Origin of the sequence: Paenibacillus contaminans (assembly GCF_003285015.1) — a bacterium.
Taxonomy (GTDB): domain Bacteria; phylum Bacillota; class Bacilli; order Paenibacillales; family NBRC-103111; genus Paenibacillus_V; species Paenibacillus_V contaminans.
This window is the reverse complement of the sequence record NZ_QMFB01000003.1, coordinates 302,262-316,649: the sequence shown is the minus strand read 5'-3', so window position 1 is coordinate 316,649 and position 14,388 is coordinate 302,262. Positions and strand designations below refer to the sequence as shown.

11 protein-coding genes are annotated in these 14,388 nt (G+C 52.0%); 9 read left to right on the top strand and 2 right to left on the bottom strand.

All coding sequences use genetic code 11. From position 1 onward, the window contains the following. Positions 1-138 precede the first annotated feature (138 nt). Positions 139-1,611, top strand: a complete 1,473-nt coding sequence (locus DQG23_RS07930) for an MDR family MFS transporter (protein WP_337589393.1) — start codon at positions 139-141, stop codon at positions 1,609-1,611. Positions 1,612-1,876: 265 nt separating this feature from the next. On the opposite strand, the gene DQG23_RS07925 is transcribed toward DQG23_RS07930, so the two are convergent. Next, positions 1,877-3,172, bottom strand: coding sequence for an aspartate aminotransferase family protein (locus DQG23_RS07925; protein ID WP_113030272.1), 1,296 nt, complete (start codon positions 3,170-3,172; stop codon positions 1,877-1,879). A gap of 277 nt (positions 3,173-3,449) precedes the next feature. Here DQG23_RS07925 and DQG23_RS07920 point away from each other — a divergent pair, with 277 nt between their 5' ends. Further along, positions 3,450-4,256, top strand: coding sequence for an IclR family transcriptional regulator (locus tag DQG23_RS07920; protein WP_113030271.1), 807 nt, complete (start codon positions 3,450-3,452; stop codon positions 4,254-4,256). Positions 4,257-4,368: 112 nt separating this feature from the next. Here DQG23_RS07920 and DQG23_RS07915 read toward each other — a convergent pair whose 3' ends face one another. After that, positions 4,369-4,890, bottom strand: coding sequence for an NUDIX domain-containing protein (locus DQG23_RS07915; protein WP_113030270.1), 522 nt, complete (start codon positions 4,888-4,890; stop codon positions 4,369-4,371). Positions 4,891-6,541: 1,651 nt separating this feature from the next. Between DQG23_RS07915 and DQG23_RS07895 the strand changes: the two genes are divergently transcribed. The 7 genes from DQG23_RS07895 (at position 6,542) to ruvC (ending at position 14,363) form a co-directional block, all read left to right on the top strand. Beyond that, the gene (locus tag DQG23_RS07895) at positions 6,542-6,976 is read left to right on the top strand and encodes an ACT domain-containing protein (protein ID WP_113030269.1); all 435 of its coding nucleotides are present in this window, start codon (positions 6,542-6,544) and stop codon (positions 6,974-6,976) included. 89 nt (positions 6,977-7,065) lie between these two features. After that, complete coding sequence (locus tag DQG23_RS07890; protein WP_113030268.1) at positions 7,066-8,352, top strand: homoserine dehydrogenase; 1,287 nt, start codon at positions 7,066-7,068, stop codon at positions 8,350-8,352. Positions 8,353-8,543: 191 nt separating this feature from the next. Then, a complete protein-coding gene (gene thrB / locus DQG23_RS07885) occupies positions 8,544-9,527 on the top strand; it encodes a homoserine kinase (protein WP_113030267.1) in 984 nt (327 codons plus the stop codon). Beyond that, a complete protein-coding gene (gene pheA / locus DQG23_RS07880; RefSeq protein ID WP_113030266.1) occupies positions 9,524-10,420 on the top strand; it encodes a prephenate dehydratase in 897 nt (298 codons plus the stop codon). The genes thrB and pheA overlap by 4 nt, the downstream gene beginning before the upstream one ends. A 408-nt stretch (positions 10,421-10,828) precedes the next feature. Further along, a complete protein-coding gene (locus DQG23_RS42740) occupies positions 10,829-12,691 on the top strand; it encodes a LysM peptidoglycan-binding domain-containing protein (protein ID WP_202865892.1) in 1,863 nt (620 codons plus the stop codon). A gap of 75 nt (positions 12,692-12,766) precedes the next feature. After that, on the top strand, positions 12,767-13,462 hold the full coding sequence (locus DQG23_RS07865) for a BofC C-terminal domain-containing protein (protein WP_238177796.1): 696 nt from the start codon (positions 12,767-12,769) through the stop codon (positions 13,460-13,462). Positions 13,463-13,790: 328 nt separating this feature from the next. Then, on the top strand, positions 13,791-14,363 hold the full coding sequence (gene ruvC, locus DQG23_RS07860; RefSeq protein WP_113030264.1) for a crossover junction endodeoxyribonuclease RuvC: 573 nt from the start codon (positions 13,791-13,793) through the stop codon (positions 14,361-14,363). Positions 14,364-14,388: the final 25 nt, after the last annotated feature.

Genomic DNA, 14,388 nt, shown 5'->3' with positions numbered 1-14,388 from the left:
GCTCGAAGGAAACAGAATCGGTTTCGCATATTTCCTATATGTTAGTTTTGACATACGGAATTGAGCGTAGTATGATAATTGTTATCTTTTATATTATATGTCGATATTGACATATTAACAACCATTGGAGGCTGTAGCGTGAGTAAAGAAGAGCTTCAACAAATTAAATTTTTACCGGTTATGATTGCCATTTTTTTCGGGTCGTTCGTCACGATTCTGAGCTCCAGCACGATCAACATCGCCATTCCCGTATTGGTGAACGATTTTCATTCGGATTTAAGCACGATCCAATGGACGTTGACCGGGTTCATGCTGTCGATGGGGACGTTCGCTCCGATTACGGGTTACTTGGGAGAACGCTTCAGCTACAAAAGGCTGTTTCTTTATTCCCTCGTCGGCTTCACGATTGCTTCAGCCTTGTGCGCGCTTGCTTGGGACGCCTCGTCGCTGATTGCGTTTCGGATTTTGCAGGGGGTTTTTAGCGGTTTAATCATGCCGGCTACAATGGCCATCATTTATCAGATCGTTCCGCGCGAGAAGCAGGCGATGGCGATTAGCTTATGGGCGGCTTCCTCGATGCTGGCTCCGGCGATCGGACCGACCTTCAGCGGTTGGCTTTTGCAAAACTGGAGCTGGCCTTGGCTGTTCTGGATGAACGTTCCGATAGGGATCGTTGCCATTATTATGGTCGCCCGGTACATCCCATACTATCGTTTGAATGTGCCGAAGTCCTTTGATTTGGCCGGCTTAATAACAGTTGTATTGAGCAGCTCGTCGATACTGGTGTCGCTGTCGCAAGGACATGCCTGGGGCTGGTCGTCGTGGAAAACGGTGTCGCTGCTCGTTTTCGGACTCGTTACCTTGGTGTTGTTCGTTTGGCGCGAGCTGAAGGCGGAGACGCCGCTCTTGAATTTGCGGGTGCTGAAGAACGGGAGGTATTCGCTCACGCTGATCATTACATGTATCGTTACGATCAGCTTGTACTCGGGTACGTTCCTGACACCTGTGTTTTTGCAAAATATACAGCGGGTAACGCCTCTTGATACAGGCTTGATTTTGCTTCCCGCCTCGCTTGCTATGGCAATCGTGATGCCGTTCGTAGGGAAGTTGTACGGCAGCATCGGTCCGCGCGCCCTGATGATTGCGGGCATCGTGCTGATTGCCGCAGGCAGCCTGCCGCTAAGCTGGCTTAGCGTCAACGTGCCGCACGGCTATATTTTGTTCTGGATGATCGTCCGGAACGTCGGGATCGCACTAACGATGATGCCGGCGAGCAATGCGGGCATGGAGCAGATTTCACCCGAGCTCAGCGGCCATGCGTCATCGCTCAGCAATTGGCTGCGCAACGTATTCGGTTCCTTCGCCATTGCGGTATTCACGACGATTTTGGCTTCGCGGTCGGCAACGCACGCGACCGATATGGTCGCATCAGGGATGACCGACAAAGCGTCGATCCAGATGATGTCGTTCACGATGAGCGTCAACGACGTTTATTTGGTCGCCACGATCATAGCGCTTGTCGCTCTGCCGCTCAGTCTGTTCGTACGAAGCAAAGGCGTGAAGCCGAACGTTTCGGCGTCTGTCGGGAAGACGGAAGTGGCTGAAGCGTAAAACCTGCAATTGCAGATCGATCGGGGTTGTCCCAAAAGTCGTTTTCGGCGTTTTCGGCCCCCGCGTTTCACACGTGAATTCGTGTAACAAAAGAACCTTCAATTCCACTTACATAGTGGTTTTGAAGGTTCTTTTGCATCATTTAAGGGATTCGCTCACTTGAGCGTACCCTTTGGGACAGCCTCTTCCGGACAAGCCAAAAACGGCGCGTTTCCTATTAAGGAAACGCGCCGTTGGCATGCAATCGATCGAATGAATCCGGTTATTACTTATTCAGCATTTCTTTCAGGACGGTTTCGATCACGTCGAGCGTGTGGTCGATGTCCTCGTCGGTGTGGCTGTAGCTGACGTGGTTGCGCTTGATGTTCATCGGCATTTTGTAGATGCCGCGCTCGATCAGCTTGTGGCGGTATTTAACGTAGAAGTCGGCGTCGTTGTGCTGAAGCTCCGCGTAATGCTTAGGCTCGAAGTTCATGAAGTAAGTCGTAAATACCGAACCGAAGCCGGCGACGAATACGTCCATGTCGAGACGGTTGTGAATTTCGCGAAGGCCGGAGCGCATTTTTTCGCCGAGACGGAAAATATGCTCGTGAACCGGCTCGTTCTCCATCAGCTCGATCGTGGCGATCGAAGCGGCAGTACCTACGGCATGGCCGTTGTACGTGCCGGCAAACCAGCAATCGCCGCCCGGCTTCGTGTTGAAGCGCTCCATCAATTCCTTCTTGCCTGCGATAGCGGCGATCGGATAACCGTTCGCCATCGCTTTGCCCATTGTCGTCAGGTCAGGCGTTACGCCCGCAACCTGCTGATAACCGCCGATGCTGTGACGGAAGCCGGTAATGACTTCGTCGAAAATAAGAATCGTACCGTTCGCGTCGCACAGGCTGCGAAGTCCCTCGAGGAAGCCCGGCTGCGGCATAATGCAGCCAATGTTGTGAGGAATCGGCTCGATGATGATTGCGGCGACTTCGCCTTCGTTCGCTTTCAGCGTACGTTCTACGTCTTCCAGGTCATTGTACGTACAAACGAGCGTGTTGTCGATCGCATCGTCGAGCATGCCTGCAGAGCCCGGATCGCGTTTGCCGATCATATCCCATGCGCTCAGCATGTTGCGGGCTACATAGTCGTGCCAGCCGTGGTAGCAGCCTTGGAATTTAATGATTTTATTGCGTTTCGTTACGGCACGGGACAAGCGGATCGCATGGTAGGTCGCCTCGGAGCCGGAGTTGCAAAGCAGCACTTGGTCCGCGGACGGAACGTGCTTGACGATTTTCTCGGAAAGGATGATTTCAAGATCGGTCGAACCTACGCCGAACATGTCGGTGCGGGAAATCGCTTCGATTACCTTGTTGTTGACGTAAGGGTGATTGTGCCCCAAAATGTAAGGCCCGAAAGCCGCTTGATAGTCGAGGTATTTGTTGCCGTCGGCATCGTAAATATATGCGCCTTCGCCTCTGGTGAAGACCAGATGCGGTTCTACGTTACGGGTTGCGGAATGAACGCCGCCTGGTGTATATAGGTTGGCTTTGGCGTACAGCTCTTGACTGCGAGTCGTGTTCATGCGAATAATCGTCTCCTTATTCAATATTGTGAACTTGGTTCTATATGTTGATTATAGGCTTTCGGTTTAGCTGCCGTCAATATATAAAATAGCCGCTGCTCCCGAATCGGATAAACCCCATGTATAATGAAGAATCGAAGTCGGACGGAAGCGGCGGTTTTGACAAATTTGAACCGGATGGAGTAAGATGAACAGGTATATGGTTTCAATATATTGAACTTTCATCAATGGAATAATAAGTTATATCATCCCTAGTTCCGGGAGGCGCTTTGCGATTATGGCACGAGTAGCGAAAGAGAAAGACAAGGATAAGGAATATTCCGTTCCCGCGCTGGATAAAGCGATTTCGATATTAAACGCGCTTGCGGAGTCGGAGCTCTCCATCAGTGAAATTTATACGCAGCTCGAGCTGCCCAAATCGACGACGTTCGTCATTCTGAATACGCTTGAGCAGCACGACATCATCAAGAAATCGGCCGAAGGCAAGTACAGGCTCGGTCAGGGTATGTTCCGTTGGAGTATGAGCTACCTCAAATCGATGGACATGCTGAAAATCGCTCGGCCCCATATGGAGCAGCTTGTTAAGGAAACGCCGTATACCGCCCATCTGGCTGTCTTGTACAATGAAAAGGCGGTTTATATCGATAAAGTGGAAGGAGCCGGCTTTGTGCGGTTTGCCACAACGGTCGGACAAAGTAACGAGCTGCACGCTTCCGGTGTAGGGAAAGCTCTTGCATCGGGGTTGTCCGACGAAACGATTACCAGAATCATGAGCGGCCGCCAGACGGATTCGGAGAACAAGAGCAGCCGTTCTTTGGATAAAATGATGGAGGATATCCGGTTCGTGAGGGAGCACGGATTCTCGATCGAGGACGAAGAGTTCGAGGAGGGAATCCGGTGCATCGGCGCCCCGATCTACGATTATACGGGCGGCGTAGTCGCTTCCTTGAGCATAACCGCCCTTAGTAAGGACTTGCCGGGAGTCAAGTTCATTACGATAGGCGAATCAGTCAAGCAAACGGCTGAGGGCGTCTCGAAGGAGTTGGGTTATCAGGGGAAATATCCCGGGGGTTCTTCCAGTTGAATTTCATGTGTTTTCGTATGATTGCATAGGTGATTACCACTCGAAAAGGCTGTCTCAAAAGCGAAAGCTTCGCTTTGAGGCAGCCTTTGTTTTTCGAGTCGATAGATAAGGGTTATACTAGCGGATCTAGCATCGGCGTCCAAATCATCGCCGGTTGACGAACGTTCCCGGAGGGAGCGGCTTCGTCGACGAGGGAGGCCGTAGCGATCCATACATGATCGGCAGGGCCGTTAGTCAAATAATGCCGAAGCAGTTCGTGATAAACATAAGGAATATTTCTGTCCAAAATGCGGTCGCGAGGAATCCAGTGCAGCTCTCCCTCGTCCGTTTCGCCGACATTCCGGCGGTTCGCGTGACCGATATAAACGAACTGTTGGCGAATTTCATTCTCCCTGAGCCTGATCAGCACGTACTGGAGTCTTAATTCCGATATGTCGGAGGGGGTGAGGCCGGTTTCTTCCTCGATTTCGCGAAGGCAGGCCGCTCTCGGGTCGCCGATTTCATGCGGCTCGAGATGACCCCCGATTCCGGCCCACATGCCGGGCGAAAGCGTACGGTTCGGGGATCGCATCATCATCAGCAAATCGTTTTCGTTAAACAGGACGGCAGTCGCCATCAAGCGCAGCTTTATCAATCCGTTCTCCTCCTAAACCGCCCGACGGCCGGCTTCATGTTGTGTACAAACGGCTGGGAAACAAACCATTCAATAATTATGGAGGAACAGTGCGGGGTTTGCAAGATGAGGCAAACGGAATCCAAGCAAGAAGTCAAATCAGCAAGTTCTTGAAATGATTAGCATCATGAAGCATTTGCGAGAAAGCGCGGAGAAGGAAAGGAAAAAAGAAACAAAACGGAATATTCAGAATATTTACAAAATTACGACATCTAAGTTAATATAAACACAAGCAACAACAAGCAACAAGCAACAAGCAACAAGCAACAAGCAACAAGCAACAAGCAACAAGCAACAAGCAACAAGCAACAAGCAACAAGCAACAAGCAACAAGCAACAAGCAACAAGCAACAAGCAACAAGCAACAAGCAACAAGCAACAAGCAACAAGCAACAAGCAACAAGCAACAAGCAACAAGCAACAAGCAACAAGCAACAAGCAACAAGCAACAAGCAACAAGCAACAAGCAACAAGCAACAAGCAACAAGCAACAAGCAACAAGCAACAAGCAACAAGCAACAAGCAACAAGCAACAAGCAACAAGCAACAAGCAACAAGCAACAAGCAACAAGCAACAAGCAACAAGCAACAAGCAACAAGCAACAAGCAACAAGCAACAAGCAACAAGCAACAAGCAACAAGCAACAAGCAACAAGCAACAAGCAACAAGCAACAAGCAACAAGCAACAAGCAACAAGCAACAAGCAACAAGCAACAAGCAACAAGCAACAAGCAACAAGCAACAAGCAACAAGCAACAAGCAACAAGCAACAAGCAACAAGCAACAAGCAACAAGCAACAAGCAACAAGCAACAAGCAACAAGCAACAAGCAACAAGCAACAAGCAACAAGCAACAAGCAACAAGCAACAAGCAACAAGCAACAAGCAACAAGCAACAAGCAACAAGCAACAAGCAACAAGCAACAAGCAACAAGCAACAAGCAACAAGCAACAAGCAACAAGCAACAAGCAACAAGCAACAAGCAATCCTCTCCTAATCCTCGTTATATGATTCGGCAAGGGAAGCCGGATGGCAACGCTGCTCCTAATACGGACAGGCCATCAACCACTTAATCCCTTCCGAATGATATAAAACATCTGACAGAGAAAGGGGATAGTCCAATGGACTGAGTCAGCGAAGCATGCCCCTTTAAGCAGGAAGCGACAATTGAAGGAGGACAGCGATAGCAGCTAATACCGATTCAATTAGGGCATGCGGGGACCGTAAGATCAAAATATGAAAGTAATCCGATACGTACGATGACCGACGGTAATGGATTCTGAGTAGGAGGCTAGTAATTACAAGTGAATACGCTTTACGAATGATAGACCCTGTTTATTCTGGTATAATAAACGGGGTCTATTTCATTTTGTCTGAAGGTTTTTCCAGTTCAAGCTGCTCAATTGCATGCCTCTCACTATCCCCCATAAAATCAAACCGCACTTATCCTTTCGAAATGAATCCGTTTCCAAACGGTTTTTTATAAAGCGTTCCATTGATCAGACTGGCGTTCGACTAAAAGCCTATTGCCGAGGGCGTCGGTTTTCGTTATAATGTCCACATACGGAATACATTAGTCTTCCTACAGAGGACGGGTGGACAGGGAGAACATGGAACGATATTATTTGGTAAGCGAGAATATTTTGCCGGAAGCGGTATTGAAAACCGCGCAAGCCAAAGAATTGCTGTCCAAGGGAGAAGTCAAGACGATCCACGAGGCCGTGGACAAAGTCGGCTTGAGCCGGAGCGCCTTTTATAAATACCGGGACGGCGTCTTTACGCAAAGCCAGCTGAACCGGGATCGTATCGCGACGATATCCATGCTGCTCGAGCACCGGTCGGGTATGTTATCGAAAGTGCTGCTGCTGATTGCGAGCATGGAAGGCAATGTCCTGACCATTCACCAGACGATTCCGCTGCAAGGAATGGCGAATGTTGTCGTCACGGTGGAAACGTCGAAGCTCGCCGAGAAGCTGGATGAGCTTGTCGAAGCGCTTCGCGCCGAAGAAGGCGTACGCCGAGCGATCGTCTTAGGCCAGGGCTGACGGGCAATGAAAATATGAAAAGGGGTTCCGCGCAAAGGAAGAGGGTTATAGCAGCTTGCACTTTTGTGAGGATAATAGGAGGATAAAGCATGAAGCCGATCAAGGTTGGACTTCTTGGATTTGGAACGGTCGGGACGGGGGTTGTCCGGATCGTCGAAGGTCATCAGGAGGATTTGCAAAGACAGACGGGCGCTCCCATTGAGGTTGCCAAAGTTTTGGTGCGCGATTTGGAAAAACAACGCAATCTTCGTATTTCATCCGATTTGGTAACGGCCAATCCGTGGGAAGTGATTCGTAATCCGGAAATCGACGTTGTCGTCGAAGTGATGGGCGGCATCGAGCCGACGAAAGGGTACATTCTCGAAGCGCTTGAGCAAGGCAAGCATGTGGTGACGGCGAACAAGGATTTGATGGCGCTGCACGGGCCGGAAATTTTGGCCAAGGCGGCGGAGAAGGGCTGCGACGTATTTTATGAAGCGAGCGTTGCCGGCGGCATCCCGATCATCAGAACGCTGATCGAGGGCTTTTCCTCCGACCGGATTACGAAAATTATGGGTATCGTGAACGGCACGACCAACTATATTTTGAGCAAAATGAGCCAGGAAGGCGCGGATTATGCCGAAGTGCTGGCGGAAGCGCAGAAGCTCGGCTATGCGGAATCCGATCCGACTTCCGATGTGGAAGGGCTGGATGCGGCCCGCAAAATGACGATTTTGGCGACGCTCGGCTTCCACTCCAAAGTGGCGCTGTCCGACGTATCGGTTAAAGGCATTTCGAACGTTTCGAAGGAAGATATTTTATACGGCAAAAAGCTGGGCTACGAAGTCAAGCTGCTCGGCATTGCGGAGCGCAAGGATGATTCGATCAGCGTCAGCGTACAGCCGACGATGGTTAAAATGTCGCATCCGCTCGCTACCGTGAACGGCGTGTTCAACGCGGTATACGTATACGGCGAAGCGGTCGGCGAGACGATGTTCTACGGTCCGGGCGCAGGTGAGCTGCCAACGGCGACCTCCGTCGTGGCGGACCTGGTGCGCGTCGGCAAAAACATGGGGCTTGGCGTAGCCGGCCGCAGCGGGCTGATGGCTTATAAAGAAAAGAAGCTGAAAAGCGACGAAGAAATCGCATCGAAATTTTATATCCTGCTTCACGTAGCGGATAAAGCAGGCGTGCTGCACAAAATTACGGAGGTATTCTCCGATCAGGACGTCAGTTTGGAATCCGTGTTCCAGCAGCCGAATCCGGCAATCCCGCAAGCCGAAATCATCATTATTACGCATAATGCGATCCAAGCAAGCATGAACAAGGTGCTTAAGCAGTTCGAAACGCTCGACGTCATACATGAAATCAAAAGCGTATACCGGGTCGAAGGCTAAGCGGCGGATCGATAAGCGGATCGCAAATCGGACGAACGCTCGGTGAATGAAATGCGGGCACTAAAGTCGAACACGCTTTAGTGCCTTTTCTATAGGGAAGCGCATAAGGTAGTTATATTTTCTAAGAATCGGCTTGCCGTCCGTCGTTAGTGGCGAAGCGGCCTTTTCATAAGATGAGGAGCGAATTTGGAATGGAGCGTAAAGTGCGCGTCAAAGTACCGGCCAGTACGGCGAATTTGGGTCCGGGCTTCGATTGCCTCGGCATGGCGCTTGAATTGTACGCCTGGATCGAGATGGGACCTTCGGAGGAGACGGTTATCCGCCTGCATGGCGATAATGTAAAGGGAGTTCCGGTCGATAAGACGAACCTGATATTTGAAGTGGCTCAGCTTGTTTTCCGTGAAGCCGGCGTCTCGATGCCGGAGCTTGAAATCGATATGCAGAGCGATATTCCGCTTACACGCGGGCTTGGCAGCAGCGCTTCGGCGATCGTCGGGGCGCTTGTCGCGGCGAACGCGCTGATCGGCAACCCGCTTACGAAGGACAAATTGCTGCAAATGGCGACCGCGCTCGAGAATCATCCCGACAACGTCGGCGCATCGCTGTTCGGCGGCCTTGTCGTGGCCAAATGGGACGGCGTGCAGGCGGATCTTATCCGGCTGGAGCCGGACAAACGTCTTGAAGTGCTCGTCGCTATACCGGAGTTCCAGCTTTCGACGGAAAAAGCACGTCATGTGCTGCCTAAAGAGGTGGCGATGAAGGATGCGGTCTACAACCTGAGCCATTCTTCGCTTTTGGTTGCCGCTCTTAGCACCGGCAGGCTCGATATGATCAGCCATGCGATGAAGGATGCGCTGCACCAGCCTTACCGCAGCGGTCTGATTCCGGGAATGGCTCGCATACTGGAGGAAGCCGTCGACCACGGGGCGCTCGGCATCGCTTTAAGCGGAGCAGGCCCGACGCTGCTTGCGCTTGTCGATACGGAAAGCGGACGCAAGCGGGAGCTTGAAGCGTTTTTGACCGATACGTTCGGCAAAGAAGGGGTAACGGCCCGGACGTTATGGCTGAAGCCGGCGCTTCAAGGCGCCGAAGTGTTGACACACGCAGCTGAGAGTAGTACATTATTCCAAACCAATCAGATACGCATACCTCTTAAAGGAGAAATACGGGCATGAAGCGCATCGCATTTCTGGGGCCGGAAGGGACGGTTTCCCAGGAGTCCTCGTTATGTTTTCTAGGCGATAAGGAATACGAGTTTGTCAGCTATCCGCAAATGTACGACGTCTTCACGGCTACGGTGAACGGCGAGACCGATTTCAGCGTCATTCCGATCGAGAATGCGATCGACGGCTCGGTCAGCCTCCATGTCGATCTGCTTGTCAACGAATTCAGCCTGCCGATTTTGGCGGAATGGGTATATCCGTCGATTCAGAACTTGATCGGCTACAAGCAGGATTTGCTTCCCGAAAGCACGGGCAATCCCTATGCGGGCATTAGCAAAATATATTCCATACCTGTAGCGACCAGCCAGTGTTATAAATTTTTGCGCGCCAATATTCCGGGCGTTCAGTCGGAAGGCGTCAGCAGCACGGCCAAGGGCGTGCAGATCGTGAAGGAAAGAGGCGAGTCCGAGGGGCCGGGCGGGTTTGCGGCAATCGGTACCCGGTTGGCTGCGAAGCTGCACGGGCTCGACATTTTGGCGGAGAACATTACGGATCATCAGAACAACTATACTCGCTTCGTACTGGTCGGCAGCCAAACTCCTGCGCTGAGGCCTTCGGATAAGTTGAAGACAACGATCGTGGTGACGCTGCCCGAGGATTTTCCCGGAGCTCTGCATCAAGTATTATCGGCTTTTGCCTGGAGACGGATCAACTTATCCAAAATCGAGTCGAGGCCGACGAAGCTCAAGCTGGGCAGCTATTATTTTTATATCGATGTCGAGGGTTCGCTGGATTCCGTGCTGCTGCCTGCGGCGATCGCCGAAATCGAAGCGCTCGGCTGTCAGGTTCGCGCGCTGGGTTCGTATCCATGCTACGATTACGACACGATTAAAGCGGAAGCTTGAGAGCGCCGGCCGTACGCCTAGTGATGAAAACTCATTATTCGTTTACGCGAACCGCACTGGTCAACCGGCACACGACTTGTTCCAGCCGATTGGTTTTTTCCTCATCAACGCTAAGCATTATTAAATTCTAAGCAAAAAACAGCTTCTCATTATACATGATGAGGGCTGTTTTTTATTTTAGCTAATGCTGTGCACCGGCGATTCCGGTTCGGATCGAGCCGTCTTCGCTGAAAAAAGACAAGCTTTTTATGAAAATGTTGAAATCGGAATGTTTTTTTCGCAAAGGGATGTCAAATGCCTAGATGCTGCATAAACTGTACTGTTCTTTTTCGGATAAGTGTTCAGTATCGTCTTCAGCTCTTGAACCGCCGGTGCAAACCGCGTCAATCTTGGAGGAGGTAATAGGCTTTGAAAATCCATATCGTCAAAAAAGGCGACACCCTTTACTCTTTGTCGAAAAAGTACGACGTCGAGCTTTCCACGCTGATCGAAATGAATCCGCAGCTGGAAGACCCGAATATGCTGGACATTGGGATGAAAATCAAGGTGCCGTCTGCAGAAAAACCGACCGTTCCGCCGAATAACAATGTGTTTACCTATGTCGTCAAGCAAGGGGATTCGCTTTGGAAAATTGCGAAGGCTTGGGGAATCCCGCTTAAAGCGATGATCGATGCAAATCCGCAGCTTAAAAACCCTAATATTTTGATGACGGGGCAGACCGTATTCGTGCCGAAGACAGGCACTGAAACGCCGCATCACATGCAGCATAGCGGGGGCCAACAGATGCATCATCATATGCATCACCAATCAGCGGGCATGCAATGGCCGCAATATGGCGGACATAAGCCGTATACGGGCGTGATGCCGACACCGCTGCCGGCCCCTGTTCCGACTCCAATGCCGGCTCCCGGCATAGAAGAGGCGCCGATGCCTCAGGTTCAGCAGCCTGTCGCCGAGGCGCCAAGCGCGCAAGTTCCGATGGCGCAGCCACCCGCTGAAGCGCAGCAAATGCCGGAGCTTCATTTGTATACCGAGCATTTGTTCGCTCAGTACAATGTGCCGGCCGTTGAAGTTCAAGGTCAGCCGGCGGCACCGGAATTTATGGCGCAGTCGGCAAACTTCTACATGCCGTTTTACGGGCAGCCGGCCCAAACGGCTCCGGCATTCGAACAGCCGATGCATCACGAACAGCAGGCGATGCAATTTATGCAAACGCCGGACGTGACGATGTTCCAGAGCGCCCCGGCTTTCCCGCAAATGTTTGCTATGCCAATGATGCCAATGATGCCGATGCCAATGGAAATGCCGATGCAAATGCCGATGCAAATGCCGATGCCGATGCCAATGCCAATGGAAATGCCGATGGCGCAGGCCCCTGCACAAATGGAAATGCCTATGCAAGCAATTCAGCCTATGGGAGGCGGCTGCGGCTGCGGGCCAATCGGCCCGATCGGACCGATCGGACCGAAGCTGCCCTATGCGATGGCTCCTGTGCAGGAAGCGCCCATGCATGTAAAAAGCTGCGGCTGTATCGGCGCATGCGGCTGCGGAGCCAAACACCATCATCCTATGCCGCAGCCGTACGTTCAGCCTGAGCAAGTTGCGGGCGCAGCTGCGCCTGAACAGCCTCAGCAGCAAATGCCGATCTGGGGGATGCCGGGCCATTGGGACGGCGGATGCGAACCGCACGGCAATCCTCATTGGCAAGGAGCGGGCTGGGCGCCGGTACCGACGCCTTACACAGCTGCAGGCATGCCGCAAGCGGCTTTCCCGGCAAGCGCCGGCCCGATGACAGCTTCGCCGCAGGCGATGTCTCCCGGCTGGGAAATGCCGCAATCGGCCTATCCGGCAAGCACAAGCCCGATGACGGCTTCGCCGCAAGCGATGTCTCCCGGCTGGGATACGCCAGCCGCGGCAGGGCAGGGGATGATGATGCCGGGTGCAATGGCGCCGATTACGCAGTGGCAGACGCCGTTCGTTCAGCCATGCGACCCATGCGGCGTATATGCAAGACCTTACACGGAGCCGTTAAACTTCGGGCAGGTTGTTGGAGAGCGTGAAGCGGGAGGTGCGGACTTTCAATCTCCGCATGCGATGAACGGCTATGCCGGGATCGAAAACCGGACCGCCGAAGAGAACGAAGAGCACAGCGATCCGAAGTTGAAATCCGGCGGCAGCGATAAGGCGGTCCTGCATAACGCTCCCAAGAAAAGAAACGTTAAGCCGGTCCAAAAACGCAGAAGCAGAGGCCCTTGGATTAACATGCGCTGAGCGGGCCAATTATACGTATAATCCTTTTCCTCTCTGGGAAAAATAAAGAAAAAGTCTCAGAAGAAGGGGATTCGCGTGAACTTAACGGGCTTGTTAAAGCAGCTGAAAAGGCGTTTGCGGTCGAAGAAGCGTTGGCTGACGTTAGGCTCTTTACTACTCGTGGCAGGCATTGCTGCAGGAATTCGTTTGTATGCCGGTTCAGGCATTTCGGGTGATTCTGCAACCGTCCCCGTTCAAGCGTCGGCATCCGACCGTCTAAGAGAGCGGCCGGTTGTGGAAATGTCGCGCGAGCAGGAAGAAACGCTCCATGCGATTGCGAACGGCGTCGATGAACGAATGGTTACGATGCAAAAGAGCTTCATATGCGGAGAAGAGACTCAGCAGGTCGGATTGATGGGCAAGGACGATATTTTGAAGTTATCCGAAGAGCATCCGCAGTGGGAAATAACGGTTCATGCAGGCGGAGACGTCCGGTTTATCGAGCGGATCGATGATTTATCGCCCAAATGCAAAGAAACGGCGTATTTCGGCATCGATAAAAACGGGAATTTGTCACTTTTTGAAGGGGTACCCGGCGGGGATCAAGTGATCCGGACCTTCTTTCAGCTGAATGTCGAGCATTTGAAGAGCAGTCTGCCTCAAGAGTCGATCAGGCAGCTGTATGAAGGAATCCGCATCAGCGATTTAGCCGATTTCAACAGCGTACTTTCAACCTTCAGCGATTTCGCGGTGGAAGCGGTGAAGGAACGCGGCGAGAAGCCGAAAATATGACGACGGCTTGCGGGCTTATGTTGGCTCAATAGCCCGATAAGCATTGCCGCATTCCGCTTCCGATTTGCAAGGGAGAAAAAGACCTCAAGTTCCTTTTCTTAAGGGGAACGGAGGTCTTTTTCTTTTTTGCCGGCGTAAGGAAGGGCGAAATTCGAATTGCCGGTCGATTGCGGCAGCTGTTTTCCTGGGGGAAAACGGCTATGTTTTTGCGTGCAGCCTTAACGTAGCCCCAACTATCTGCTATAATGGCGGAAGGAATACATATGTTCGCGTATCCTGGCCGATACGAAGTAACGAGCGCCGTATGATCGGATGGGAGAGAACAATCTTGCGCATATTGGGAATCGACCCGGGGATTGCGATAGTCGGCTTCGGCTTTATCGACAAGAACGGAAGCAAGCTGACGCCTGTGCAGTATGGCTGCATCCAGACGGAGGCGCATACGGATCCGGGCGAACGATTGAAAATGGTTTATGACGCGGCAAAGCAATTAATCGATACTTATAAACCAGACGCCGTGGCGCTGGAGAAGCTGTTTTTCAACAAAAACGTCACGACTGCGTTTGCCGTCTCGCAGGCTCGGGGCGTCATCATACTTGCCGCAGTGCAGCAAGGACTGCCGCTTGCGGAATATACGCCGCTGCAAGTCAAGCAGGCAATCGTCGGCTACGGGAAGGCGGAGAAAAGGCAGGTGCAGGAAATGACCCGCATGTTCCTTAACCTCTCGGCCATTCCGAAGCCGGACGACGTTGCGGATGCGTTGGCGGTTGCAATCTGTCATGCCCACTCGCATGTGATGGTCTCCAAGATTAATGACAATCCGCCCCCTGCGGCAAGCAGGCTTGCCGCGTTGATGGAGGAAGCGAAGAAGCAGAATAGAAGGTCAACAAAAATCAAATAGATTGAAGAGAAGCCTCTGGGAGAAG

Excerpts from the sequence above, each read along its gene's own strand:
- DQG23_RS07925 (WP_113030272.1), bottom strand. The coding sequence starts at position 3,172 with ATGAACACGACTCGCAGTCAAGAGCTGTACGCCAAAGCCAACCTATAT.
- DQG23_RS07920 (WP_113030271.1), top strand. The coding sequence starts at position 3,450 with ATGGCACGAGTAGCGAAAGAGAAAGACAAGGATAAGGAATATTCCGTT.
- DQG23_RS07895 (WP_113030269.1), top strand. The coding sequence starts at position 6,542 with ATGGAACGATATTATTTGGTAAGCGAGAATATTTTGCCGGAAGCGGTA.
- DQG23_RS07890 (WP_113030268.1), top strand. The coding sequence starts at position 7,066 with ATGAAGCCGATCAAGGTTGGACTTCTTGGATTTGGAACGGTCGGGACG.
- thrB (WP_113030267.1), top strand. The coding sequence starts at position 8,544 with ATGGAGCGTAAAGTGCGCGTCAAAGTACCGGCCAGTACGGCGAATTTG.
- pheA (WP_113030266.1), top strand. The coding sequence starts at position 9,524 with ATGAAGCGCATCGCATTTCTGGGGCCGGAAGGGACGGTTTCCCAGGAG.